The sequence below is a fragment of the Marinobacter sp. UBA3607 genome, assembly GCF_002375525.1.
In the GTDB taxonomy this organism is placed as follows: domain Bacteria; phylum Pseudomonadota; class Gammaproteobacteria; order Pseudomonadales; family Oleiphilaceae; genus Marinobacter; species Marinobacter vinifirmus.
In genome coordinates this window covers 9769-33139 of the sequence record NZ_DFLY01000018.1, presented here as the reverse complement: position 1 = coordinate 33139, position 23371 = coordinate 9769, and the positions used below count along the sequence as shown (strand labels likewise).

The following is a 23371-nucleotide window of genomic DNA, read 5'->3' as shown; positions in this document are numbered from 1 at the left end:
CGTAGTTTTCTGTATTCACCCATCGAAATCTTGCCCAGTTGCGGGGTCCTCTCCAACCCTTGCTCGCTCTTTGGGGGATTTTGGCAAGGGCCCAATCTCAGTTGCCCGAAATGCAGTGTCTGAAAAACAGGACACGGGCTGTTGTGCATTCATACGCTGACCTGGTTGGGTTTCAGCACAAAACTATTCCTCAGTGGGCAAACGTAGCCATTCGAGTTCCAACCAAAACCTGAAGGAGGGCTTTACACAACACAGGCTGTTTCAGGCCGACTTTGGCGATAGGTGGGCATATCCACGCTGCCCAATTGCGGAGTGACTCTGCATTGCCTGCGGCCCCACGCATACTGCCGCTGCTTTTTCAATATCTCCGCGCCCTCTCCCTTCTGCCAGTCCTCCAGATCGAGGTCTCGCCAGTAGCGGGGGTTACGGCTAGTAGTCTGGTCGTACTTGGCGGTCACCGGGTCCAGGTGGCGAAACGGCTCCAACCGGGGCATGTCTGGCAGGGGTTGGGTGACGTCCATGTAGCGTTGCAACATATCCCACAGGGCCAGCACCTCAGTTTTCTCTGCTTCAATGTTGCTCAGGGAGGTTTTGTTGAATTGCTTCTGGGTGTAACGATGCACGAACATCAGCCGGTAGAAGATACCGCCCCGCTGGACCACTCGCTCCACGTAGGCATCGAACTCCACAAACGGTGCCTCAAAAGAACGTCCCTTGCCCAGGGCGAACTTTACCTGCCCGGTGACCCGGTTGAACTCGCTGCAGCCATCTTCCAGGGTTTCGTCCAACTTCTTTTCCAGGGTTTTCTCGAATGGTTTCAGGATAGCTCCAACGACGTTGGTCATAAGCCAGTTGGTAGTGCTGGGAATGATCCAGAATGCAAAGAAAATCCACGATGGCACCAATACTAAGAGCAATAACATGAAAAGAAAGGCTGGCAACTCAAAATGGTCAGAAACACTAATTACACTCCAACCAACTAAAGCCACCCCCCCGATAAGAAGTGTGAATATCCAGGTAAATGGCAACAGCAATATTAAAAATTTAAGCCCCGTTTTTTCATTGAGGAAACGCAATCGCTGGTGATCCCACCACCAGTGTTCCTTATAGAATTCTGGATCGTCTCGTTCACTGGACTGAACGGTATCAATATCCTCCACGGTTCTGTGGTATGGGTTAAGGTTCGCGTACGCACCATACGGCTGCAGCTCGTCGCCAACTCGTGTTCGTTCTTTTGGCGAGATCGGCAAGGGCCCGATCTCCATCGCCCTGAAGGCCGTGTCGCTCACTCCGGACCGCTGTTTCTTTTCAGTCATCCATGCCACTCAAATCGGCCAAGCCTCGGCCGGTCGTAGTTTGCGGTATTCTTCCATCGATATCTTGCCCAGTTGCGGCGTAAGTTTGCATTTGCGCTTATCCCACGGATACTCCACCTGGCGCTTCAACCACTCAGCACCTTCGCCTTTTTTCCAGGCTTCCAGATCCAGGTCTCGCCAGAATCGGGGATTACGCCCGATGCGCTGGTCATGCTCCGCAGTGACCGGGTCCAGATGCCGGAACGGCTCCAGTCTTGGCATATCAGGTAGGGGCTGGGAGGTGTCCATGTAGCGTTGAAGCATGTCCCACAACGCCATCACCTCTTCCTTCGAGGGCTCGACCCGGCTCAGGGACGTCTGGCTGAATTCTTTGGCGGTATAGCGATGCACGAACATCAGGCGATAAAAGATACCGCCGGCTTCAATGATTCGCTCCACGTAGGCATCGAACTCCTCAAAGGGTGCTGTCAGTTTCTTGCCGCCCGGCATCGCAAAGCTCACTTCACCCGTCTCACGACTGAAGTAGCTTTCTCCGGCTTCGAGGCCTCGGTCCAGGAGCTTGCTGAGGAGTTTGTCAAAGGGTCTGAGTAGCAGGGCGAAAGCGCCCATGACCCAAGGTGTGGTTTTTATAAGGATGAAGAGAGAAGCCGCTATCCATCCAAAGCCAGCTAGAAGAATTAACACGAACTTCAGTAACTTCGGGAGTTCGACTAAATTAGCCAAATAGATCGCCGACACCCCACCACCGACGAGCACTAGACCGCCCCAAGCGTAAGGTATTAGTAACAGTAAAGCTGAAAGACCAACGAATGCCTTGCCACTGAGAAAACGAATTCGACGCTGATTCCACCACCAATCATCAGAATGAAAAACCTCTGGGTCACTCTTGTCCTGATGTTGAACAGCCCCCACATCCTCACAAACTCGGTAGAAAGGCTGAACGTCTGCATAATCGCCAACAGGTTGTAGATCTTGCCCAAAGCGCCTTCTGCTTTTCACAGGTTCGGGAATGGAAGGAATATGATCGTCCCGCCTTCCGCAGCTCTTATAACCGAAGTTGTTAACATTCTGACTCACACGGTAACCTCTTTAATAATCCAATACGGTACAGGATCATTATTGAATGGGTTGAGTACCTGTTGCTTCTTATCGGGAAGCGTTTCATGTTTCACCGCGTCGAACGGTTCGTATTCATCTAGTACGGGTGTCGGAAACCAGAACTCCCCAACTTCACTTTCGAGACGGGCCTGTAAGACAACCCTCAGGCTAATGGTACGCTTTTCCATATACCCATGCGCCCGGGTTTCACCTCCCACTAGATTTCGCTCAACCAGAAAATGCACTGAATTTTGTTCCGGCACGGCAACCCAAGTTTTAACTTTCTTCAACGGGGTATTTTGGGTCAAATTATACTGATCTACGCTCCATGCGGACGTCTTAGAAGTCTGGATATTGATGTGGGTATATTCGAGCTCTTGGATGCCGAGCCTCAAACCTGTCTTTTGCTTCCCGACACTGGCTTGGGTGCTCCCTTGAGAAGTTTGACCAAGGTTGAACTTGCTGATTACTGGTGATGTTAGCGTTACTCTATAGTCATTTTGTGAAGGCTGACGATCCGAAAACATTGCCTTTTCAGCCTCGCTCAAATCATTGTAACGTTTTGCGGAAACGCTTAGGGGCGCGAACATGCTGAGTAATTGTGCATAGTACGATGCATCATTGTCTTGAAGTCCCGGATGACTTGGACCAATCCCCAGAGGCCCTCTTTTCAACACCTGCTCAAACTCACTATCAGTCGCAATCGCGGCATATATACTGCCACCCAGAATGAGGCCCAACCCAAAGAGAGCCCATCCCCAACCGGGCACAAACAACAAACCATGCATTATCTTTGAGAATACGAAAAGGCTGCCGCCAATCACTGCTAATCCATGACCAAGCGCGGCATCCAAGTCTCCCCGACTCACGCTATTGCGAAAATCCCACGCGCTTACGGCCACCATAACGCCAGCCGCGAAGAAGTTCACCAAGGACATAGAGCGTACAATGGTACTCGCTCCATCCCTCATGAGTTTTTGTTGTATGAGAGAACCGATAAGTGGAACAGATCTAATCTCGAAAAGCGGTCTTAGTATTACCCTCGAACCCAGTGTGCCAGAAGCTGGTGAAGTCGCTACATGGAGTTTCATTAATGCTGCCGATATATCAAGAAAGGCTCCGAAGGATTTCAAATAAGACAAGCCCAGCTGTTCGGTGTTTGCATTCAGAAGGCTCCATATTTCTGAAGTGAGGTTGAATGCGGCAAGACCTACCAAAACTCGAGACAACCCAGGACCGTCCGCAACAGCCTTAGCCTTATTAGCCCAATCAAATCTCCACGCACTGAACTTTAGAGCTTCTGGATGATCAATCGGCAACACAAACACCCAGGTGTGGGCAGCCGCCTTCACCACAGCTTCGCCAACCTCATCAGAAAGCCTTGCCGGACTGGTGGAAGCAACTTTTTTACCAGCCGCGTCAACCCGATCAGCAAACAGGTAATCGTTGCGTCTTGTTAATGCCTCACTCTGAAGGTCCGCGTCGGTCAACCCGAACGAAAGTCCTTTTCCATGTACACCTACAATGCTGAAGCGCGTCAGGTCTACAGCATCCCTACGCATCACTCGTAGTTCGCCGCCGAGTTTTGGATCCGCAATATCAGCCGCTTCACTGACTGCGGCAAACACCCGCTCCAGCTTGATGGCCGTCAAGTCGCCACTTTCACGTAAACGATCAGCGACCTTAAGAACAGCCCCACTCCAGCCACCCAGCGCAGTTTCAAGCATTCCCGCAACAGTGCCGGCAGAGCCAACAGAAACAGAAGAATTGCCGTCATCATTAGTGTCAGAATCAGCCTCCTCATGCTTTAACTGCTGCGCAATGGTGCTAATGGCTGACAGGCCGAGGCCAGTCAGATGCTGTTCTGTGAGCATGTCGTTCTTGTTAGATAGAGCTTTTAAATGCGCCAGCAGCGGTGATACTTCTCCCTCTGCACATCCTTCATTAGCCAAAGCCGCAATAATCGAACTCTTGTCCAATCCCTGCTTTAGCAACCTAGATAGAATACTGGGTGCCACCACCCCCTGGGCCCTGTAAATACCGGGTAATTGCTGAATGAGGTCGAGCAGACCTGTATGCAGAGAGAATGCTTCACACGGGCCAAGCCCTGTGTGATACAGGTAATCACCGCAGATTGAATCAAACTCACCGCTCTCAATCAGTGTTTCGAGTTTCTGCAGATGCCCCGTTATGTTCTCAAGCATCATCTGGCGTTCTGAATGCTCCAGGATTTGATTGAGCTTGTCCTGATCTACTGCTGCTCGCAGCTTTCCAATCTGATCGCTTGAGTCAGATGCCTGTGGATCGAATAAGGTCTGACGTATCAGCATCGCCGAATGAACCAGCGGCTTTTCCTGTATGGAGACATCAATAGCATCGAGATAGTGAAGCGCCAATTGAAGCTGCGCCAACGAATGGCGCAACCTGAACAACGGGTCCGGGATAGCCACGCAAACGACCCCCTTCTGGGAGCGCAGATGCTGCAAAAGATCTGCTCCAGGGGGGCAGGAAAGGTCAAGAATGTTCGCCACCTCCCCCTCGTCACTGCCATCCACCGGCTCTGGTGCGGTTGCCTCCAGTGCAAGTTCAAGCGGGTTATTCATCAATTGCTCAGTGTAAGCAACCGGGTCTTTTACTTCGCTTCGAGAGGCCGCACGCCGGGCCGACTCCCTCGCCTGCTTCTCGTTGCTCTCTAATAACTTCGAGAGCTTGCTGCATAGTTCGTCTTCACCCGGCCCTTCAAAACTGAGCACGAAGTCGCAGGGATTCTCTATCATCAGTTCAATGCCCAGATCCCTGTGCCTCAGTTTCGGAACATCTTCAACACGTGATGCAGGAAATCCGGTTTCAAAACTCAACGAATCAACCGATGTGACAGCCCAGGCGTGACCCACACCCGTCGTCCTTGCATTACGAGTCGCTGCACTCTCTTCAAGTTTTTGGATGTAGGCCCAATCCCACTGGATTTCACTGTAGGCCATACGGAAATCGTGCATCACCGCTTGCCCCTGGAGAAACACTGGAACAAGCACATCGTCCAACCACTGTCCGGCTGATGGGCGCACCATTCTCAAGCCAGATTCTGGGTCACCAACCTCCGCCCGCACTGCCTGAAGATCGATATCGCTGAATTGGGAGTTCTGACTGATCTCTAATTCTCGCCAGAGCTTGTCTTCGCGGAAAATATAAAGAAAACCAGGCCGCAACAGTGCTACGCCTTTCCCTTGATAAACGGGGGCATTGGAGCCACGTCTAACAGGTAAGTTGCTGGCGATCTCTGCCAGGGGCTTAATCCTTACGAGGGTATTATCCTGGTAATCTTCACGCTCAATGTTAGATCTTGCGTGCTTCAGGAGAGGAATCGAGATCTTGCCGCCATCGCGCTTGGGCACAGTCAGTACGAGATCCTTAGGATCGGTATCGTCGTAATCTGCTCTTCTTAGAATCGAGCGATCCCGGGACTCATCTGCAAAATCCACAGCACCTGTCATACAGTTTCCTCCCCATCAGTCCCTTTAATCGCTTCCACAGAGCCACGCTCAAGATGCCCGCCAATCACATCAATGATCAGTTTTCGATCGGAGCTCGGTAACTGATCAAACTCCACCTGGTCAGGAGAGGCAGTTTTGCGCTGGCCGACCATTGCCAGTTCGGGAGGCTGTGGCGTTGCCGTCCCATCTTTGCCAACAAGGTTTGGTAGTTCCGGATTAGTAGAACTTTGCCCTGAACCATTCCCCGGACTCCCCCCAGAATTAATCTTGATCCCCGGCCCACTCAAGGTAACCCCACTGGGGTCCAGCTTGATAAAGCTCCCACCACCAGAAATCGTCAGCTCCGCCCCGGCATCCAGCACCACTTTCGCACCGGCTTTATGATGAACTTCTGTACCGGCTTCCGAGGCCATGGTGCGGCCGGTTTTCTGGTGGAAACTGCCGGCGATGGTCTGGCTGCAGTCTGCGCCTACGGAAAGCCGGCTTTCACCGTCGGTCGTACAGTGTTCAGCGGCTTTTAGATGGCTGAACTGGTGGTTCTCCACCGTCAGGTGGCTGTCGTTCTTGATGACTTCGGTGCGATTGTTTTCCGTAAGCAGGTCCAGGTCTTTCTGGGCGTGGATATAGATCTGTTCTTCACCAGCTTCGTCTTCAAACCGCAGTTCGTTGCTGCCCTCGCCCTTATGGGTTTTGGTTTTTAATGTGGTCCGGGTTTTGTGTTCCGGCAGCGCGTACGGCGGTGTATTGGTGGCGTGGTAGGTTCGGCCGGTGATGATGGGCTGGTCCGGGTCGCCGTCCAGGAAGGAAACGATCACTTCGTGGCCGATTCTGGGTAGAGCCATAAAGCCGTATTGGCCGCCAGCCCAGCCTTGAGCTACGCGTAACCAGGCGCTGCTGTGTTCATCATTTTTTGAGTAGCGGTCCCAGGGGAACCGGACTTTGACGCGGCCGTACTGGTCGCAGTGGATCTCTTCACCCTCGGGACCGGTGACGATCGCCATCTGGGGGCCGTCCATCACGGGTTTGTGTTTGCGGTAGTTGTAAACGGTACGCCAGGTTTTGTCCGCCGGGATGGCGGTGAAGTCGTTGTGGTAGCTGGTGGGTTCGCTGCCACCTTCTTCTTCCATCGCCTGGGGCTGTTTGCCGGTGTGGGTGATGGCGGTCAGCAGCCATTCCCGGTTCAGGCTCTGGCTGTCGTGGTCCTGCAGTTCTACCTTTGCACCGGGAGCGAAGTCCGGGCGGTTACTTGTGCCCTTGGCGAGGGCTGCGTCGCTTCTCAGGGCGTCCAGTCTGGCCTGGGTGAACGGTTGGCCACTGGCGTCGGCTTTGTAGCGGCCTGGGTAGTCGTAGTGCTGGTAATCTTCACGGTGATTCACACCGCCCGCGCTGTGTTCGTGCATCAGGGCGTAGGCCGGATTCTTGAAGGTGTAGTCCTTCATGGCTACGGAGGACACACGAATTTTTTCCTCGTAGGCAAAGCTGAATACGCAAGCTAGTTGGGTGCTACCGCCGGCCTTGGTGTTGCAGGTCACAGGTTCCAGTTTCGGGGCATCGCCGTGGTGGTCGGCAATGATCAGGGCTGGTTGTTCCTCACTATCCACGCTGCCGTGCTGGTAGCGGTAGTGCCAGCCTTCTTCGGCGGCCAGGCGTTCCAGGAATTGCAGGTCGCTTTCCCGGTGCTGGACGCAGTATTCCCGTTCTTCAGGGGGGCGTTTGAAATCGAAGACCGTATCAACAATGCCCCGCTCTTCGAGCAGGGTACGTATGATGGCCTCGGTGGTCTGGGCCTGGAAGATGCGGCTGTTGTGCATCAGGCCCTGACGCCATAACGGCGGCTGGATGACCACTTCGTAGCGGGTTCGGCGGTGGCCGGTGTTGCCACGAACAAACTCGTTCACCACACCGGTGAAGCGGCGCAGGGGCTGGCCATTCTGCCAAACCACCAGGTCTACCGGTTGTTCCAGAATGTCAGCCGCCGCTACATCGGGATCAGTACTGGCCAGCTCTAACCGGCCATGAAACAAAGAAGACAGCTGTTCGGTCAGCGCGAAGCCAACTACCGAAAAGTGATCAGAGGGGAATTCGCCTACACGGGCGGTGAACTGCAATCCGCTTGCCTGGGGCATGACTTCGGTCCCTGAAGTTTAGATGGTTATAACTCACTCGTCCTGAGCAGCGCCGATTATAACCACCCGTCCCGCGATTACAAACCGCCGGGGATTGCCCGCGTGCAGTTCGTCACAGCGGGTCAGACCCCCAATACATTTCACCATGGCAAATGTATCGGGGGTCTGACCCCGCAGTGGTTACGGGTTAACGTTCAGGAGGCGGTTTGGCGAACCGTTGAGGTCTTGCAGCTGGTTGGTACTGGCTTGTGCTTTCACGGCCTGGTCAACCTGCTCCGGGCTCAGGCTCGGGTTCTGGCCCAGCATCAAGGCAACTGCGCCGGCCACGTGGGGTGATGCCATGGAAGTGCCGCTGATGGTGTTGGTGTCGGTATCACCGGTGTACCAGGCTGCGGTGATATCTGTGCCCGGCGCCATGATATCTACACAGCTTCCATGGTTTGAAAAGCTGCTTCTGCGGTCGCGGTTGTCGGTTGCACCTACGGTTACTGCTTCCGGCACTCTGTTCGGCGAACCGCTGCAGGCATCTGCGTTACTATTGCCAGCGGCTACCACCACCGGTATTCCCCGGGCAACTACCGCCTGAACCGCCTCATCCAGAGTCTGGGAGCTGCCACCGCCCAGCGACATATTCGCTACGGCCGGTTTCTCGGCGTTCTCGGCCATCCAGTCCAGCGCCTCTATAATCGCACTGGTCGCACCGGATCCGTTACAGCCCAGCACCCTCAGGCCGATAATATTGCTTTCCTTGGCGACACCAAACTCTTCCCCGGCAGCCGTGGAGGCCACATGGGTACCATGGCCGTTACAGTCTTCTGCCGAGTAGGCGGAAATGCTCTCTTCACTTTCAAACGGCAGCAAACCGCCCAGCAGAAGGTTAAGAAGGTCACCTACAATGGGCAGCCCCGGAGACAGTCCGGCAAGGCCGCTGTCATCGTGAAAGTTCATCCCGCTGGCGCGCCCTTCAAAATCCACGTGGGTGCTGAGAACACCGGTATCCAGCACGTAAACGTTTACGCCCTGCCCGGCAAGTTCAGGATAGGTAAACTGGCTGTCCAGCGGCAGCGTGGCCTGGTCTACCCTGTCCAGCCCCCAGGTGGCATTCTGCTGAGTGAGCGTACCGCTGGCCGTCATCCAGCTATCCGGCTCTACCCGCTCAACCCCGGGCAGGGACTCCAGCATCCGAGCCTGGCTGTCCGTAAGCTGAACCGTCGCGCCAGACATCACGCTCTCGTACAAATAGAGAACCTTTCCACCACCAACGGCATTCAGCAATTGTTCAATACCGGCAAGCAGCGGGCCACCCACACCCAGAATCGATGACAGGGACGGATCCACCGTCACAATGTACCGCTGGGGAATCGTTCGGTTATCAGCCTGCTCCTCAACGGGCTCCTGCGCACCTCCATTCAGCAAGCCGGACAACAAACCCGCATCCGCAGTCAACGGGGCGACGGCCAGCAACGCAGACGCGAGCGCGGCTTTGTGGAAATGGTTTTTGGTGGTCATACAGTCTCCTCAGTTTCTTGTTGTGAAAAGCGGCTCAGACCCCCGGTACATTTCGAGCGGTGAAATGTATCGGGGGTCTGACCCCGCCGGGGGTTAAAGGTTGGCGGCGGGTACTATCGGGAGCACCAGGCTGGAGGGTGTTTCCGGGCCGGTGTGCAGGGTCATCACGCCCAGAGCCGATTTGATTGTGGTCAGCAACGGCGGGATGCCCTGCGCCAGGTTGCTGGTGTTCACGGATACCCTCAGGCTGGAACCCGGTGGTATGTAGGCACTGCTCGGGAAGATTTCTACGGAAACCTTGCGAATCTCGCCGGGGTCGTGCTGCTGAACATCTTCCTGGCTGTAGGTGTGCCAGGGCTGGATCATTTCGCCGTTTACGAAACGGGAGCGGCTTTCATCGACGGTGCTCATGCTGGCTGTCAGCAAGCCGTTAGTGATAGGGCTGGTGGAGCCGTCCGGGTGCACGGTATCCAGCCGCACGGAAAGCTGCACGTCGAAGGCGGTGGTAGAAACCCACAAGTCGGCCTGCATGGGGCCATTCAGGTATAGCCCCTCTTCACCGGCCGGCAGTTCGAACTTGATGGCTTCCACTTCCGCATAGCTGTTGTCTTCAGCGCAGGGAATCGGCATCAGGCCGACAAAGCCTGCCGTCCACTGGTTCAGGCTGAACGAACACAGGCCGTTAAGCGGATACTGGATGGTACTTTGTTCACCCACGGCTTCAGGAGCTTCCTGCACAAGGCTGCCCATGGCCGGAAAGGTTTCCTCAGACGGGGCCAGGTAAAATCGCTCGGCCCGCATATCCGGATGTGGCCAATGGCTGGTGGTTTCATAACGCTCCAGGCCCAGCACGTACTGGGTCACATCCGGCTGGCTCGCCACAGCCGTATCCAGCCCCATCACGTATTCGTCGAACCACTGCAGCCGCAGGGTATCCAGGTCCGGCACGCCATCCTTCGGCAAACCGTTTTCCGGAATTCCCGCGGCCTGGATATGGTTCCAGGGGCCAATCAGCAACTTGGTATCCACCCGGCCACTAAGCTGTTCAAACCACAGGGGCTCGCTGCGCTGGAACAGGTCGAACAGTCCGCCAACAATAAATGTGGGCACATTCACCTTGTCGGCATTTTCCAGCGGCGAACGAATTGCCCAGAAGTCATCGTCATAGGCGGTTTTCGGCTCACCCAGCAGTGCCTTCAGAATAGTGGGCAACTGGAAGTCCAAGGCAGCTCCTAACAACCGCTCCGGCAGAGCCTTGAAGAATGCGAACGGATCCGTTGGAGCCATCTCGAGGGGCACTGCACCCAACCCCGTCACCAGCCCCATCCACATGGGAATGAAGGTGGCATTCACGTTGCCACCGGTGAACACAATGTCCCGGTAACCGTCGCCGATGGGGACAATCGGAAACGCAGCCTTTACCGCCGGGTGATTCTGCTGGGCGGTCAGAATAGCGGTGATGCCCAGATAGGAAATCCCCTCAACACCAATCCGGGGCTGGGCCCAGGGCTGCTGCACAATCCAGTCCACCACTTCGCCGTAATCCTGCTGCTCGCGCTCCCCGAAGGCTTCCCAGTTACCGCCCGAGTTACCGGTACCACGAACATCCACCACTACGTGGGCATAACCCCGGCTCACCAGAAATTCATTTGCCCCGCCAACCGCCGTCGCAAAGCTACCCAGAGACGTGTTGTACGAGGTCTGGGTTAACACCACCGGAAACGGCCCTGTTGCGGCCTCATCAGCACTGCTGCCCGGCAAGGTCACCTTCGCAAACAGCTGGGTACCGTCAGACATGGTGATCACCTGGTTGGGCAAGGCCACCATATGGCTGAACTCCGGCGCCCTTTCGTAGGGCTGCCATTGGCGCGACTCACTGGTGGCTACCTGAACCTGGCCGGCCTCCTGTTGCCGGGTTCCCAGCGTCATCATTTGCTGAACTGCGCGGGGCTGCTCTACCTCCCCGGGCTGTTCCTTCATGGGAGTTTCCGGAGAGGTCTCGGCAATGGGTGCAGGGCTTTCGGTTGAATCGCCGCCACAACCGGCCAGGGACAGGCCAAGAGCACCCAGCATTGCTAACCGAAATCGTATTTTGTTGTTACGGGCCATGACGGGCTCCTTATTGTCATTCCAGGCCGGGGTCTGACCCCGATTTTTGATTAATATAGTATGACTATCTATATTTTTACCTTGACTCTAATGACAACAAGGACTGCCGATACCGCCATTTGATGCAATCGACACTAAAGTATTATTCAGGCATGGAATATGTCATTCGATAATACATAACAAAGGCCGAATCATGACATCAGTCGCCAATTCAGAACCATCCGGGCAGGCACAGGCAGGCTTTCTTCGTGATGTAATCGATACCGAAGGGCTGGCACTGGTGTATCAGCCCAAGTTCTCCGTGGCGACCGGAGTGGCCTGCGGTGTAGAGGTGCTGGCCCGATGGCCCGGCCCGCGCAGCGCAAAACTCTGGCAACAGCCAGACCACTTTATTCGATGCGCAGAACAGCAGGGGCTTGCGCCGAAGCTGGACTGCCATGTGCTTTCAAAGGCTTTGGGGCAGATCAGCCAATGGCCGGCATGGTTGCGGCTCAACCTGGAACCGGTATCGGTAAACGTGTCCGCCAGCAGTGTGGGGAACGAAGGTTTTCTGCGCTCGGTTAAGCGCATTCTGTCGTCTACCCTGCACCCGCGCATTATGTTCGAACTCACCGAAACCGCCCCGCTGGACAATACCGAGCAGGCCATAAAAGCCTTCAAAGACCTTGCCCGTTACGGTGTTGAGGTGTCGCTGGATGATTTTGGCCAGGGCCACAACCAGCCCTCAAGAATGGAGCTGTTTCAGGCCAGGGAACTGAAAATAGACAAGAAAGACACCGCCAGAATCGACAGTCATGCCGGCCGCCGACATGTGCAGGAGTTGATCGGGCTGGCGCGCAAGGCAGGGTTAAGCGTTACCGCAGAAGGCGTGGAATGCCGTGAGCAATGGCAACTGCTCCAGACTCTCGGTTGTGACTATGCCCAGGGATTCTGGTTATTGCCGCCCCTGCCATCCGCCGCAACCGTTGAGTTTGTGCAACAGCACTCTCCGGAAATACTGAAGCCCGGCGTCAGCTCTCCACTTTATGACCCGCGCCAGTTGTGGTCCGGGCTGGCGATGCGTCAGCACTACGGCTAGCCAACTGCTCGGCGCTGAATTCACTCAGCTCCAGGGTGCACTCAGCAAGGCGCGATACGCCAGCACGAAGTTCTTCGGGCATCGCGCCGGCCGTCTGCCCGGTTTTACGTCGCAGGCTGTCACCCACCACCAGGCGTATTTCCATACCGGCCTGGGCCATACCTTTTACGGTTTCCAGATACTGCTGATCGTAGACTGTGGCCACACTATGTCTCCAGACAAATTCATTGACCGAAAATATCAGGCCGGGTGCGACAACTTATTGACCATCGTCACATAGTCATCAAAGTATTGCACAGGAACCAGCCATTCTTTCTTTTTCGGTTTATCGCTTAGACTATTGGATTCCAACAGACCCGACAATAGTATATATCCGTACTCTTTATAAAACTGCCGCACAGACACAGCATTGGCCCGGTCTGCCACGGACTGCCAGTCTGCATAAACCGCATACTCTTCGCCCCCCAGCGTAAAGCTCACCATCTGCGGCGAGTCTGTACCGAAGGACTCATTCAGGAACACCACGTCTTCCGGCGCGGCCTCTGTGTCCGGCAAGCCGTACAGGAACCATTCAATATTCGCGATTTGCTGTTCTTCATCACGCTGAATACCGAGCGACCCGTCCAGAATTATTGCCATGCCTATCCCTCGTCGCTTTCGCGCTGTTGAATCACTGCCAGATAGTCGTCCATTTCCTGGTGACTGGCGAATATCGACAGGTCCGAAATCATTTTTACAATCTCGAAGACTTTTTCCACGCGGGGGCTCATCTCCGTTACCAGTAGCTGGCCCTCCCGCGCCTTCATCTGCTTGAGCACCTTGAACACCACCCTCAAGCCGGCAGAACTGATAAAGGTTACCCCGGCCATGTTCAGGCCCACATAGGAAATCTGCGGGTGCACCATGTCTGCCAGTGTGGCTTCAAGCTCAGGTGCGGTATCGCTGTCTATTGACCCTGTCAGCATCAGGGCCAGCGCTTCGTCGCTTTCCTGGGCCACCTTGATGTTTAGCGGCATAACGAATGCTCCTTGTGGTTACTGCCAAGTTCCTTTCGGATAGTCAGGGTATTCACGCCCCGATGGTACGTGTGCTTTAGATCATCACTGAGTTCCGACATCAGGTACAACCCCATGCCGCCTTCCGGGCGCACGGCCGGGTGCCTGTAGCCCACAGGTAATGGCCGGGTTGGATCAAAAAAAGGGCCCTGGTATTCCACCACCAGCTCCAGGTGGTCTTCGGCAGGATTGAGGGTGATGGTCCAGGTGAGGTCCGGGTTATCAGGAAGCACATGGGCCCGGAGGTTGGCGTAGATTTCGTCTATGATTACCTGGCAATCATGTACAACGCCAGCACCCACGTTATGCCTCTCAAACTCACCCGCCATGTTTACCAGTACGTAACTGACGGGGTCTGCCGGATGAACGTTGAGTCTCATACCTAAAAGCCGTGATGGTTGATGGTCATTATCGTTATGTCATCAGACTGCTCGGCTCCCTCTGTAAATTCAGACAACTGCCCGCGCATATGGGCCAGAAAGCTATCGCCCGAGCCATCGACTCTGTGGCCCAGGTTAAGCAGCCGATCTTCGCCGAACTCTGAACCGTCCTTGTTGAAGGCCTCGGTTACACCATCCGAGTATAGTACAAGACTGCTGCCGTCCGGGATGTCCAGCGGTGCGGCGGTGAATGCCACATCATCATAAAGGCCCAGCGGGGCACTCACTTCCCCTCGCCACAACAGCGGCAGACGGTCCCGGAACCGCTGGAGCGGCGTGGTATGGCCGGCACTGAGCATCTCCGCCTTACCCGAAGCCAGGTCCACCAGGACCAGTACCAGCGTTACAAACATGCAGGCATCATTGCCCCTGCACAGCTCCCGGTTAAGGCCCTCGGCAATATCCAGGAGGTTACCATCTTTACTGCGGGCCAGAAAATTCAGCAGGCTCACCGTTCTGGCCATAAACAGAGCCGCCGGCACACCCTTGTCGGACACATCCCCTACCGCCGCCAGCAACCGGCCCTGGGGCAAGGCAATCAACTCATAGAAATCGCCGCCCACCGCCTTTGCAGGGCTGAGCCAGGCTTCAATGTTCCAGGCCCGAAACTGCTGCAGGTAGGACCCGGAACCCGGCACCATCGACATCTGGATACTCCTGGCCACATCCAGTTCACCCTCCAGCTTCTGCCGTGCCCGGCGCTCAGTATCGGCGGCATCAGACAGCCTGGTCATCAAACGGCGATTGATCAGACTGGTTTTGATAACCGAGCCAATCACACTCAGGTATTCGATACTGGATTTCTTCACATACTGATGGCGGGACTCCACCGTAAGCAGTCCCAACAAAGGGCCACGGGCGGCATCGCTATAGAGCGGCACCACCAGCACCGGCCTGGGCGGCCCGCTATGGCGGATACGGGCATATAGCTCATCCTGGGGAATGACATACTTAGGCTCCCGGCTGCGGAAGACACCTTCAAACCAGTCAACCGGCACCTGCAGTGTGCTGGCGCCCCCCTCTCCGGACTGCGGCCCCACTGTTCCGGCCACCGGCACCAGAAGGTTCTCGTCCGGCTCTACCTGCCAGATATTCAGGGCACCAAGGCCATAGTGTGCCTGGATGCGACGAGCCACCTCCTGAAGGCCAGGGGCATAATCGTCGGCACGCACATTCACAATCTCGACACCGATTTCGCGAACGAAGCGCTCGTGGGCAGACGAAGCCTCCAACGCCAGCTTCCACTGCTCCCGCTCAATACCCAGCCCCAACAAAGACACCACCGATGAGAACTGCTGGATGACCGCACTATCCGGTTTTCGGGGCGCCGAGCTGAACAGGGTGATCACCGCCTGCAGGTTTCCGTGCTGATCCTGCACCGGCTCAGACCACGCTGCGTCTACATTGAGCTCCTGACAAAGCTGACTGTAGCCCTGCCACTGGTGGTCGCCAGAGATGGATTCCGTAGTCACCCTGGCGCGGGTGTGGGCGGCGGAACCGATGGAGGTAGCTCCGAAACGAGCCGGCACTGACGGTATCTGGGTACAGAACTCTTTGGCAAAACCGGAATTACCCTGGGAAACCAGAACGTCACGCTGCTCGTCGTAAAGGGAAACAATGCAGCGGGTACCGGGAATCTGAACTTCCAGCAACTTGGACGCGGCTTCAATAAGGCGATCCAGGGGGCGGCCGGCATTGATCCCGAACAGCGCCCGTTCACGCAGGTTGTCGGCAATGCTCTCCATCTTGCGATGGTGGATGTTCACCCCGGAAAACAACCGTGCCGGCTGCCCCGCAAAGATGGTATTGCCCACCTCGCAATCCAGCCAGAGACTCTCATCCGGCCCGGTGGCAAAACACCACTCCCGCCGGGCCATACCAAAATCCCGGGCACCGGCCAGCCAATCTTCAAAATCCACCAAACTGTGGGGGCCGGGCAACCAGGCATCCGGCTTGCTGAACAACCGGTCCATCAGCTGCTCTTCGGTCTGGCACCCGAAAACTTCCCTGGCAAGGCGGTTAGCGAAGAGGAGTTTCGGCCATTGGCGCTCGAAGATCAGAATAACGGCAGGAAGTTGATCAAGCTGTGCGCGGGAGTCCTCCTGGGCCGAGGCGTATTGCCTGCGAAGGTCGTAGAACTCGTGCTGAAGCTCGCGGTATCGGCGCTGATGCTTGCGTCTTTGCACCAGTGCCACAAGAAGCACTGCCCCTGCGAGGGCGGCCAAAAGGCCCGTCAGGGGTAAATACAGTGCTTCAGAAATCATGATAGCGCTCAGTCAAGAACGCCCAGGCGTTCGGCTGTCTCAATGGTTATAGCGCCAGAGGCGAGGCCGTTATCCACCTGATACAGGGTTAGTGCGTCAATAGTATTCGGGCCCGGCAAGCCGTCAATCTCGCCAACGTCGTAACCAAGCTCCACCAGTGCTTCCTGCATTTCCCTGACCATGTCCCGGGTAAGGTTGCGGTCGCACACGGCTTGCCGGGCAACAATCTTCGGCTTACCTTCATAGCGTTTCACGTTCATTTGCAGGGTTTCTGCGGGAATCGCAGTCTCCCGGGTTTGCGGCTGCTCCACCACTTCAGAAACCTCAAAGGCTTCTATCTCATCATCCGTTTTCACCGGAATCACCTGCGCCGGCTGATCAACCACCCAACGGGTCACCGTTTTATATTCGGCGGGGATGACTTCGGTGCGGGTGGCCTCCGGCTTAACCAGCTTGGTGACGTTCACCGTCTTGGTTCGGGCAGGAATCTCTACCGCACAAAACCCGAAGGCCGGAGAGGCATTTCCGTAAGCCACAGCACCGGAGGTCCGGCAGGGCTCCAGTTCGGTTCGGGCGGCTTCCAGAACCACCTCTTCCTCAACCTCTTCATACACTGCAGGCTCAATCACCAGCCTGGTGGTTTCCGGCTTGACCAGCACTTCTTCGGTGACTTCCTTATAAGTGGCGGGCTTCACACGATAGGTTTTGGTGCCTTCCCGGGTTACCACCTTTTTGACGCCACGGCGGAACTCCGCAGGTGTCACATCCAGGCGCACCTCGGAATCCCGAACCTTAACCTGAACACTTTCCTGCACCGGCCGTGGTTGGATCTGGGCGTAGACCCAGCACTGGCCCGGCTGAATATCGATCTCACCTGTCTCCGCCTGGGCAGACATCAACGCAGCAGGCGAAACGGATTGTCCGGCCTCCGCTTGTAAGGTGGGCCGCTGTGGTTCAGGGCTGGGCTCGGCTACGGTTTCCGACGGAGCGGTTGCCGCCTTGTCGCTATCACGGGTCGGAGACGCATCTACGGCTTCCGGCTCTGGCTGTTCCGGCTCAGAACCAACCTCATAAGCATAAACACCCGTCACTTTCTGCCCCGGTGCATCGGAACTTACCGCACAACCGGATGCAATCGCGGCAACCATCGGCAACCAAACTAATTTGCGCACTGCGCCCTGCCCTGTTTTCAGATTTGTGAAAGCTGGCTATGGCCAGCTTCTGGAATGTGGTGATTGTTTTGAGTTCGCAAGCATACCCAGTGTTACGCACCCCACGCAATGCAAGCGGTTCGGGATTTACATGTCCACGTTTTCTATGAGTTGATGACCGAGCTGATCTGCACCAGTCACGGTGACGTTAACGCTCCCTACATCCACCCCCAACAATTTGAGGAGGGGAGCAATCAATCCCTCGAGCAATAACGCAGTCACGTCTTCCACCAACTTTGTCACTGGAGACAGCAGCTTGCCAATGACAGAATCGAGATCATCGCTTTCCTCAGCTGCACAGCCCAGCAGCGTTACATCGCTCAAACCTAGCTCTATACCGTCCAGACTGCTGTCGGCATCGCCTGTAAACTCGCTCGTTTCACACACACCATCAGGACAATATAAAGGGTAATCCATCACATAATGGTTTTGAGTGCCGGCAACTGACGGTATGGTTGCACTTAGATTTGCAGCAAGGCATAACCCGACCGGGTCTGAAAAGAGTGCGTCTATTTCCAGGATTTTTGCTGACACCGGCTCCGGAACCAAACTACCTGTTGCAGAATCCAGTGTACCGCTGGCAATACTTAGTGCGGTGTTTTCCAGCTGAACCTCAAGGTCAACATGGTTCACGCCAACGTTTCCGGCTTCCGGTCGCGCACAGCGAGCCCCAACAAACTCAACACTCCCTCCGCCCACTTCTACCACCACGGGAACTCGTATGTCGTCAGCAATTTCGAGGGCGATCGTCCCAAGAGACAACACATTGATCAATGCTTCGAGACCATCGAGGTTCAACCCCAGTTCCGCCAAAACTGCTAGCGAAATATCCGACGCCTGCAAATTGGTCACCCAACCATCGCTATCTTTTAAGGCCGGGCCGATCACAACAGGGGCTGGATTATCTACGTGCAAATCAAGCTCAAGATTTATATCAGCAAGGATAGAAGATGCCGTTTTAACTGCCGAAATTAGCGGTGAATCAGTCTCAAAAGTATCCAGACTCAAGCCGACCAACGCCCCCCCGTCATTTAACTTAGATGCGCTGTTCATGACAACGCTGATAACAAAGTCATAAAGAGGGAAGCTCGCATCCATGGCACCGGCTTTGTCACCATGAATCTCTAAAGCATCCTCGACCGTGAGTTCGTTAATACCTGCAACACCCTTTAAGTCTCGGACAATATCTGCAACGGGCTGAGTGACGATTTCATTGCCCAGGCCGGCAATAACCTCCAGCAGGTCAATCAGTGGTTCGCCTGCAAAGGCAGTGAGATCTGCTACTCCAAGTCCAGCGACAAGGTCACCGACACTAACCAGTGTTCCTTGCAAGCTTGATATATCTGTTGCGTCAAGGCTGTAGGGCCCTGGCTGCCCTAAAACAGCACCGATTAGCGAGCTCAGCAGGCCGCCATCTACCGATACAGTAGATGCTCCCGCACTCAAAACCGCATACAGGTCTTTACGAGATGCAGCATTAACTGACAAGTCAAGCGGGCTCAAGAATGATTCTGGAAGAAGCCTGGAAACCGGCTCTTTTCGTGTATAACGAACCGCTGCCGCATTGCTCTGCTCAATATCAGGCGTTTGGATAAACTTCAGCTCTCCGGGCTTTGATTCGCGAGGCAAAAGCACTCCGGCCTGAACCTCTAATGACCCAACCCCTTCCTCATAACCCATCGCTTTAGCAGCTGCGAGGGCTCGATTTGTCATGGCCGTCAAATCACCCGCCCCGCAAGCCTGCGCCTCATCCGCCGCCGCCGTAGCCGCCGCATTCACCACACGCTGCATGTCTGCCTTCACCGAATACAGGCGGGCAGCATCCATGGCCAGCACGGCGACTACGGCCAGTGCCACCATCAAAAACGGGGTCAGGAAAACCAGCACCCCGGATTGACGACGGATCTTATTCACTGGTGGACTCGCCAATCTTGTCACGAATTGGCTGCTCGAAAGACTTCGCCAGCCGCTCCTGGGTTTTGATGTAAATGGTGGAACTCAGCTCACCACCACGAGCAGGCCGCTGCGCCTGTTCGTCCATGGCTTTACGGGCTTCTGTCCGGTCATCCTGGTCAAAGCTTACGCCCGCCAGCCCAAGATCATTATCCGGCGGGTTTGCCAGCGCGGACGTGGCAGCCAGCGCCAGTGCGCCAGCCAGGAAGGTCATGCGGATCATCGTGAACCTCCTGCAAAGCGTTTGGAGAATTCTTTACCGGCGGCAAGCAGCTGGTCACTCAACCCCAGGTCCTGCTGCAACCGGGCCAGGGAGCTGTTTCCACCCTGAAGGTAATAAGCCGCTACCATATTGCGGCCGGTGGTCTCGCTACCGCCAGACAACTCGTAGGCCGTACGTAGTTCGAACGCTGCCTGGCCATAGAAACCGGTCTGCATCAACACCACGCCAAAATCGTTGCGGATATCGGAGGAGGCCGGCGCCTTCGCCTTGGCGGTACCCAGTGCGGTCAGGGACTCTTCCAGCTTGTTGCCTTTCACATACACCACTCCAAGGCCATGATAGGCCTGTGCACTATCACAGCTTTCGGCAATCTGCTGGTAAACCTCTTCGGAATAGTCCAGCTGCTCCACCTTGGCGAGCAGCTGGGCCCAACGCAGCCAGTGGTGCTGGGTCTGGAAGGGCAGCTCTTCCAGCCTGGCCAACGCCGCGTAGTTTCTGGACCGCTCCATCATGGAATCGATCGCTTCCAATTCCACCCGGTGCTCCGGCGTCATGTTGGTCTTGCAGCTCACATAAAGCGGCGCTCCCTGATCCCGGTCTGCCCTGTCAGCGGAGCTGTCTGCCTCAGGTGTCATAGCGCAGCCGGACACCAGGGCCGCCGTCAAAAGCGCCATCGCTGGTAACCGGACAACTTTCTTGTACTTCATCTAACGCTCCTTACCGGAAAGCTTGGTGATCACTCGTCGATTACCGCTGCAGCGCATCCATAATGGAAAGCACTGCCGGCCCGCCAATCAGTATGAACAGTGACGGCAACATAAATACCATCATGATGATGGTCATCCTGGCGCCCACACGGTTGGTTTCTTCTTTCAGTTTGCTGCGTTCTTCGTGGTGGGCCTCTGCAATAATCTGTTCAAGGGCGCTGGATACGCCTGCCCCCAGGGTGCCGGCCTGCTTCAGAATGGTTACGTAGTTGCGAAGCACTGTGAGGTTGCGGTTGTGGCCCAGCTCATCCAGCGCCCGTGTGCGGTCGGCGCCGCTTTCCATCACACGGTTAAATCGGTCGATACGGCGCACCAGTAATGGCATCAAATCCCGGGCCTGATGGGCGATCAGCTTCAGAGTCCGCTCCGGGCTGAGGCCAGCCTGCATCAGCATCCGGGTCATCTGGCACAGTTCGATGGCTTCACGGTTCTGCTGTTTTTCCGCCGTGCGGCCAGCCGCACGAATCAGCTGCCGTGAAATATAAAAGGCCAGCACAAACGCAATCAGTAAGGTCAGCAAGTCGCTGGTGATATAGCCAATCACCCCCACCGCAACCGGCACCACCCAGCACATCAACACATAATGGCCCCGGGCCTGCAGCGGTGTTTTGCCTGTGGCATCCAGTGCCGGCTCCAGCTCTCGAAAATCCCCGGCAAACAGCGGTTTCTCTACCAGCCAGTACAGAAAACCTGCCAGCGGGGAATCTTCGCGGGCATCATCTGCCGACAGATGCCTGCGCTGTAACCGAGCCGTCACCCGCGCCCGCATGGCCCAGGCAGGCGCCCAGACCAGGGCATACAACACAGACGCCATGGCAAACACGATCGCCGCCGCAAACCAGAGGTTATCCACGGCCCACCCCCCGGATAAGGTTCCAGATCAACAGGGTGCCCAACACCTGCAGCACACCGGCGGTTATCATCATGGTGTGGCCGGTACTGGTATTAAGCAGTGCTTCGGAGAACTCTTCGTTCATCAAAACGATGTAAGCCCCCATGGCAGGCGGCAAGATAGCGAAGACCACGGCCGTGAAACGGGTTTCTGACGTTGCTGCCATAAACTCCCGGCGCAGTTCCTGCCGTGCACGAATGGCCTTGGAGACTTCCTGAAGAACCGGGCGAACCGACGAGCCGAAACGGGCAGACGTGCGCAGGGCAATGGCAATCTGGGTAAACGGAGGAACACTGTACAACTCGGCGAAGTCGTCAAAGATGCGGGTGTAGTCCCGGCCCTGGCTGACCGCGCCCCGCAAGCGGAAGCTTAGGGGCTGGAAAACATCGGAGGCATCGGCAAAGGCCACCAGAAGGCTCTGTTCCACCGAGCGACCGGCCACTAAAGAACGAAGTACCGCATCCACAATACCCGGCAGCTCTTCGAAGATCTGCCGGCGAAGTCGCTCGAACTTCACCCGCCAAAGGGTAACGCCAATCAGCACAACGGCCACCAGGGCCACCAGGGCTTCAATGGGCCCACGGTAGACATAAACACCGATCAGGGAACCAAAGAAAAGTACCGCAACCACAACCACCCTGGTTACCGACATGCGGATACCAGCGCGGATCAGCAACTGCTCCAGCGGCCCGATATCGATACCGGCTTTCTTTTGGTCTTCTGTGACAATCTGCGGATAGAGGCGGTTCTTACTGAGCTTTTTCAGGTTGCGGTCATGGCGGACCTGGCCGATCACCAGCTGCAGCAGCATAACCACCACCGCAAGGGCGCCAAAGAACAGCGCTGCCAGCCAGATCACCTGAACACTCACAGCTGGGCTCCCGCCATTTCCTGGGCATCCAGCTCCTTGGCCCGGTACAGGGTTTCCATCTGGTACGGGTCATCGCGGGTAGGCGTCATGGCGACAACCTCACTCACCAGGCGCCGGCCATTCGGCAGGCGCGCAAGCTGCACAATCACATCCAGCGACGAACCGATAAGCCGGCCAATGGCCCGCTCACCGGCATCATAGCCATTCACCGCCAGCAGGGTTTCAATCCGGATCAGCGCGTCTTTCGAGGAGTTGGCGTGAATGGTACTCATGGAGCCTTCATGGCCGGTATTCATGGCCTGAAGCAGCTCGATAATTTCGCCGGAACGCACCTCGCCCACGATGACCCTGTCTGGCCGCATACGCAGAGCGTTGACCACCAGATCCCGGGCGGCCACCTTACCGGTTCCCTCCGCGTTTGCGGGCCGAGTTTCCAGCCGGACAATATGGGGGTGGTTAAGCTGAAGCTCGGCTGAGTCCTCGATGGTCACAATGCGTTCATCCTTGGGGATGAACTGGCTGAGCAGGTTCAGAATGGTGGTTTTACCGGTACCGGTACCACCACTGACCAGAAGGTTGCGGCGGTTCTGGACAATCCCGGTAAGCAGCTCCAGGCATTCCCGGGTCATAGAGCCCAGGTTGACCAGGTCGCTGGCAGTGAGGTGTTTCTGGGTAAACTTCCGGATGGAAATAGACGGACCATCCAGGGCAATAGGCGGAATAATCGCATTCACCCGGGAGCCATCCGGCAAGCGGGCATCCACCATCGGGCTGCTTTCATCCAGGCGCCGGCCCAGCGGGGCCAGAACCCGGCGGATAATGCGCATCACGTGGTCGTCGTCGATGAAGCGGGTCTGGGCTTTCTGCAGTACCCCAGCCACTTCCACGAAGATACTGTTGGGCCCGTTCACCAGGATGTCGTTCACCTGCGGGTCGTCCAGCAGCGGTTCCAGCGGGCCAAAGCCGAC

Annotated in this window: 18 protein-coding genes; 1 reads left to right on the top strand and 17 read right to left on the bottom strand. The window is 56.1% G+C overall.

The features are described 5' to 3' along the window. Positions 1 to 242 precede the first annotated feature (242 nt). The 6 genes from B2589_RS07315 to B2589_RS07290 all read right to left on the bottom strand — a co-directional run bounded on the left by B2589_RS07315 (position 243) and on the right by B2589_RS07290 (position 11649). The gene (locus B2589_RS07315) at positions 243 to 1316 is read right to left on the bottom strand and encodes a hypothetical protein (RefSeq protein ID WP_199457038.1); all 1074 of its coding nucleotides are present in this window, start codon (positions 1314 to 1316) and stop codon (positions 243 to 245) included. A gap of 9 nt (positions 1317 to 1325) precedes the next feature. Continuing rightward, positions 1326 to 2393, bottom strand: coding sequence for a hypothetical protein (locus tag B2589_RS07310; protein WP_286816108.1), 1068 nt, complete (start codon positions 2391 to 2393; stop codon positions 1326 to 1328). Then, the gene (locus B2589_RS07305) at positions 2390 to 5905 is read right to left on the bottom strand and encodes a toxin VasX (RefSeq protein WP_286816106.1); all 3516 of its coding nucleotides are present in this window, start codon (positions 5903 to 5905) and stop codon (positions 2390 to 2392) included. Before B2589_RS07305 ends, B2589_RS07310 begins: the two co-directional genes overlap by 4 nt. Beyond that, positions 5902 to 8031, bottom strand: a complete 2130-nt coding sequence (locus B2589_RS07300; RefSeq protein WP_286816105.1) for a type VI secretion system Vgr family protein — start codon at positions 8029 to 8031, stop codon at positions 5902 to 5904. The genes B2589_RS07305 and B2589_RS07300 overlap by 4 nt, the downstream gene beginning before the upstream one ends. Positions 8032 to 8211: 180 nt before the next feature. Continuing rightward, positions 8212 to 9540 (bottom strand): S8 family peptidase, encoded by a 1329-nt coding sequence (locus tag B2589_RS07295; protein ID WP_286816104.1) that lies wholly within the window; start codon positions 9538 to 9540, stop codon positions 8212 to 8214. 93 nt (positions 9541 to 9633) lie between these two features. Next, a complete protein-coding gene (locus tag B2589_RS07290) occupies positions 9634 to 11649 on the bottom strand; it encodes a CocE/NonD family hydrolase (RefSeq protein ID WP_286816103.1) in 2016 nt (671 codons plus the stop codon). Between the two features lie 193 nt (positions 11650 to 11842). Here B2589_RS07290 and B2589_RS07285 point away from each other — a divergent pair, with 193 nt between their 5' ends. Further along, positions 11843 to 12727, top strand: coding sequence for an EAL domain-containing protein (locus tag B2589_RS07285; protein WP_286816102.1), 885 nt, complete (start codon positions 11843 to 11845; stop codon positions 12725 to 12727). 240 nt (positions 12728 to 12967) lie between these two features. On the opposite strand, the gene B2589_RS07280 is transcribed toward B2589_RS07285, so the two are convergent. The 11 genes from B2589_RS07280 to B2589_RS07230 all read right to left on the bottom strand — a co-directional run. Continuing rightward, a complete protein-coding gene (locus B2589_RS07280) occupies positions 12968 to 13366 on the bottom strand; it encodes a hypothetical protein (RefSeq protein WP_286816101.1) in 399 nt (132 codons plus the stop codon). Positions 13367 to 13368: 2 nt separating this feature from the next. After that, entirely contained in the window at positions 13369 to 13743 is a 375-nt protein-coding gene (locus tag B2589_RS07275; protein ID WP_286816099.1) for an STAS domain-containing protein, read from the bottom strand. Beyond that, on the bottom strand, positions 13734 to 14162 hold the full coding sequence (locus tag B2589_RS07270; RefSeq protein WP_286816098.1) for an ATP-binding protein: 429 nt from the start codon (positions 14160 to 14162) through the stop codon (positions 13734 to 13736). Before B2589_RS07270 ends, B2589_RS07275 begins: the two co-directional genes overlap by 10 nt. Before the next feature lie 2 nt (positions 14163 to 14164). Further along, positions 14165 to 16486 (bottom strand): GAF domain-containing SpoIIE family protein phosphatase, encoded by a 2322-nt coding sequence (locus B2589_RS07265; protein WP_286816097.1) that lies wholly within the window; start codon positions 16484 to 16486, stop codon positions 14165 to 14167. An 8-nt stretch (positions 16487 to 16494) separates the two neighbouring features. Next, on the bottom strand, positions 16495 to 17658 hold the full coding sequence (locus tag B2589_RS07260; RefSeq protein WP_286816096.1) for a peptidoglycan-binding domain-containing protein: 1164 nt from the start codon (positions 17656 to 17658) through the stop codon (positions 16495 to 16497). Positions 17659 to 17784: 126 nt separating this feature from the next. Continuing rightward, the gene (locus B2589_RS07255) at positions 17785 to 19611 is read right to left on the bottom strand and encodes a hypothetical protein (RefSeq protein ID WP_286816095.1); all 1827 of its coding nucleotides are present in this window, start codon (positions 19609 to 19611) and stop codon (positions 17785 to 17787) included. Continuing rightward, positions 19604 to 19873: a hypothetical protein gene (locus tag B2589_RS07250; RefSeq protein ID WP_286816094.1), complete on the bottom strand. Its 270-nt coding sequence runs from the start codon at positions 19871 to 19873 to the stop codon at positions 19604 to 19606. Before B2589_RS07250 ends, B2589_RS07255 begins: the two co-directional genes overlap by 8 nt. Further along, on the bottom strand, positions 19870 to 20580 hold the full coding sequence (locus tag B2589_RS07245) for a tetratricopeptide repeat protein (protein ID WP_286816093.1): 711 nt from the start codon (positions 20578 to 20580) through the stop codon (positions 19870 to 19872). Before B2589_RS07245 ends, B2589_RS07250 begins: the two co-directional genes overlap by 4 nt. A gap of 40 nt (positions 20581 to 20620) precedes the next feature. Further along, positions 20621 to 21493, bottom strand: a complete 873-nt coding sequence (locus tag B2589_RS07240) for a type II secretion system F family protein (protein WP_286816091.1) — start codon at positions 21491 to 21493, stop codon at positions 20621 to 20623. Next, on the bottom strand, positions 21486 to 22403 hold the full coding sequence (locus B2589_RS07235; protein WP_286816090.1) for a type II secretion system F family protein: 918 nt from the start codon (positions 22401 to 22403) through the stop codon (positions 21486 to 21488). The genes B2589_RS07240 and B2589_RS07235 overlap by 8 nt, the downstream gene beginning before the upstream one ends. Continuing rightward, positions 22400 to 23371, bottom strand: a 972-nt coding sequence (locus B2589_RS07230; RefSeq protein WP_286816089.1) for a CpaF family protein, incomplete at its 5' end; no start/stop codon positions are given. The genes B2589_RS07235 and B2589_RS07230, both read right to left, overlap by 4 nt.

Coding starts and splice junctions, on each gene's coding strand:
- B2589_RS07250 (WP_286816094.1), bottom strand. CDS start 19,873: ATGATCCGCATGACCTTCCTGGCTGGCGCACTGGCGCTGGCTGCCACG.
- B2589_RS07270 (WP_286816098.1), bottom strand. CDS start 14,162: ATGAGACTCAACGTTCATCCGGCAGACCCCGTCAGTTACGTACTGGTA.
- B2589_RS07315 (WP_199457038.1), bottom strand. CDS start 1,316: ATGACTGAAAAGAAACAGCGGTCCGGAGTGAGCGACACGGCCTTCAGG.
- B2589_RS07275 (WP_286816099.1), bottom strand. CDS start 13,743: ATGCCGCTAAACATCAAGGTGGCCCAGGAAAGCGACGAAGCGCTGGCC.
- B2589_RS07265 (WP_286816097.1), bottom strand. CDS start 16,486: ATGATTTCTGAAGCACTGTATTTACCCCTGACGGGCCTTTTGGCCGCC.
- B2589_RS07280 (WP_286816101.1), bottom strand. CDS start 13,366: ATGGCAATAATTCTGGACGGGTCGCTCGGTATTCAGCGTGATGAAGAA.
- B2589_RS07245 (WP_286816093.1), bottom strand. CDS start 20,580: ATGAAGTACAAGAAAGTTGTCCGGTTACCAGCGATGGCGCTTTTGACG.
- B2589_RS07300 (WP_286816105.1), bottom strand. CDS start 8,031: ATGCCCCAGGCAAGCGGATTGCAGTTCACCGCCCGTGTAGGCGAATTC.
- B2589_RS07285 (WP_286816102.1), top strand. CDS start 11,843: ATGACATCAGTCGCCAATTCAGAACCATCCGGGCAGGCACAGGCAGGC.
- B2589_RS07305 (WP_286816106.1), bottom strand. CDS start 5,905: ATGACAGGTGCTGTGGATTTTGCAGATGAGTCCCGGGATCGCTCGATT.
- B2589_RS07295 (WP_286816104.1), bottom strand. CDS start 9,540: ATGACCACCAAAAACCATTTCCACAAAGCCGCGCTCGCGTCTGCGTTG.
- B2589_RS07290 (WP_286816103.1), bottom strand. CDS start 11,649: ATGGCCCGTAACAACAAAATACGATTTCGGTTAGCAATGCTGGGTGCT.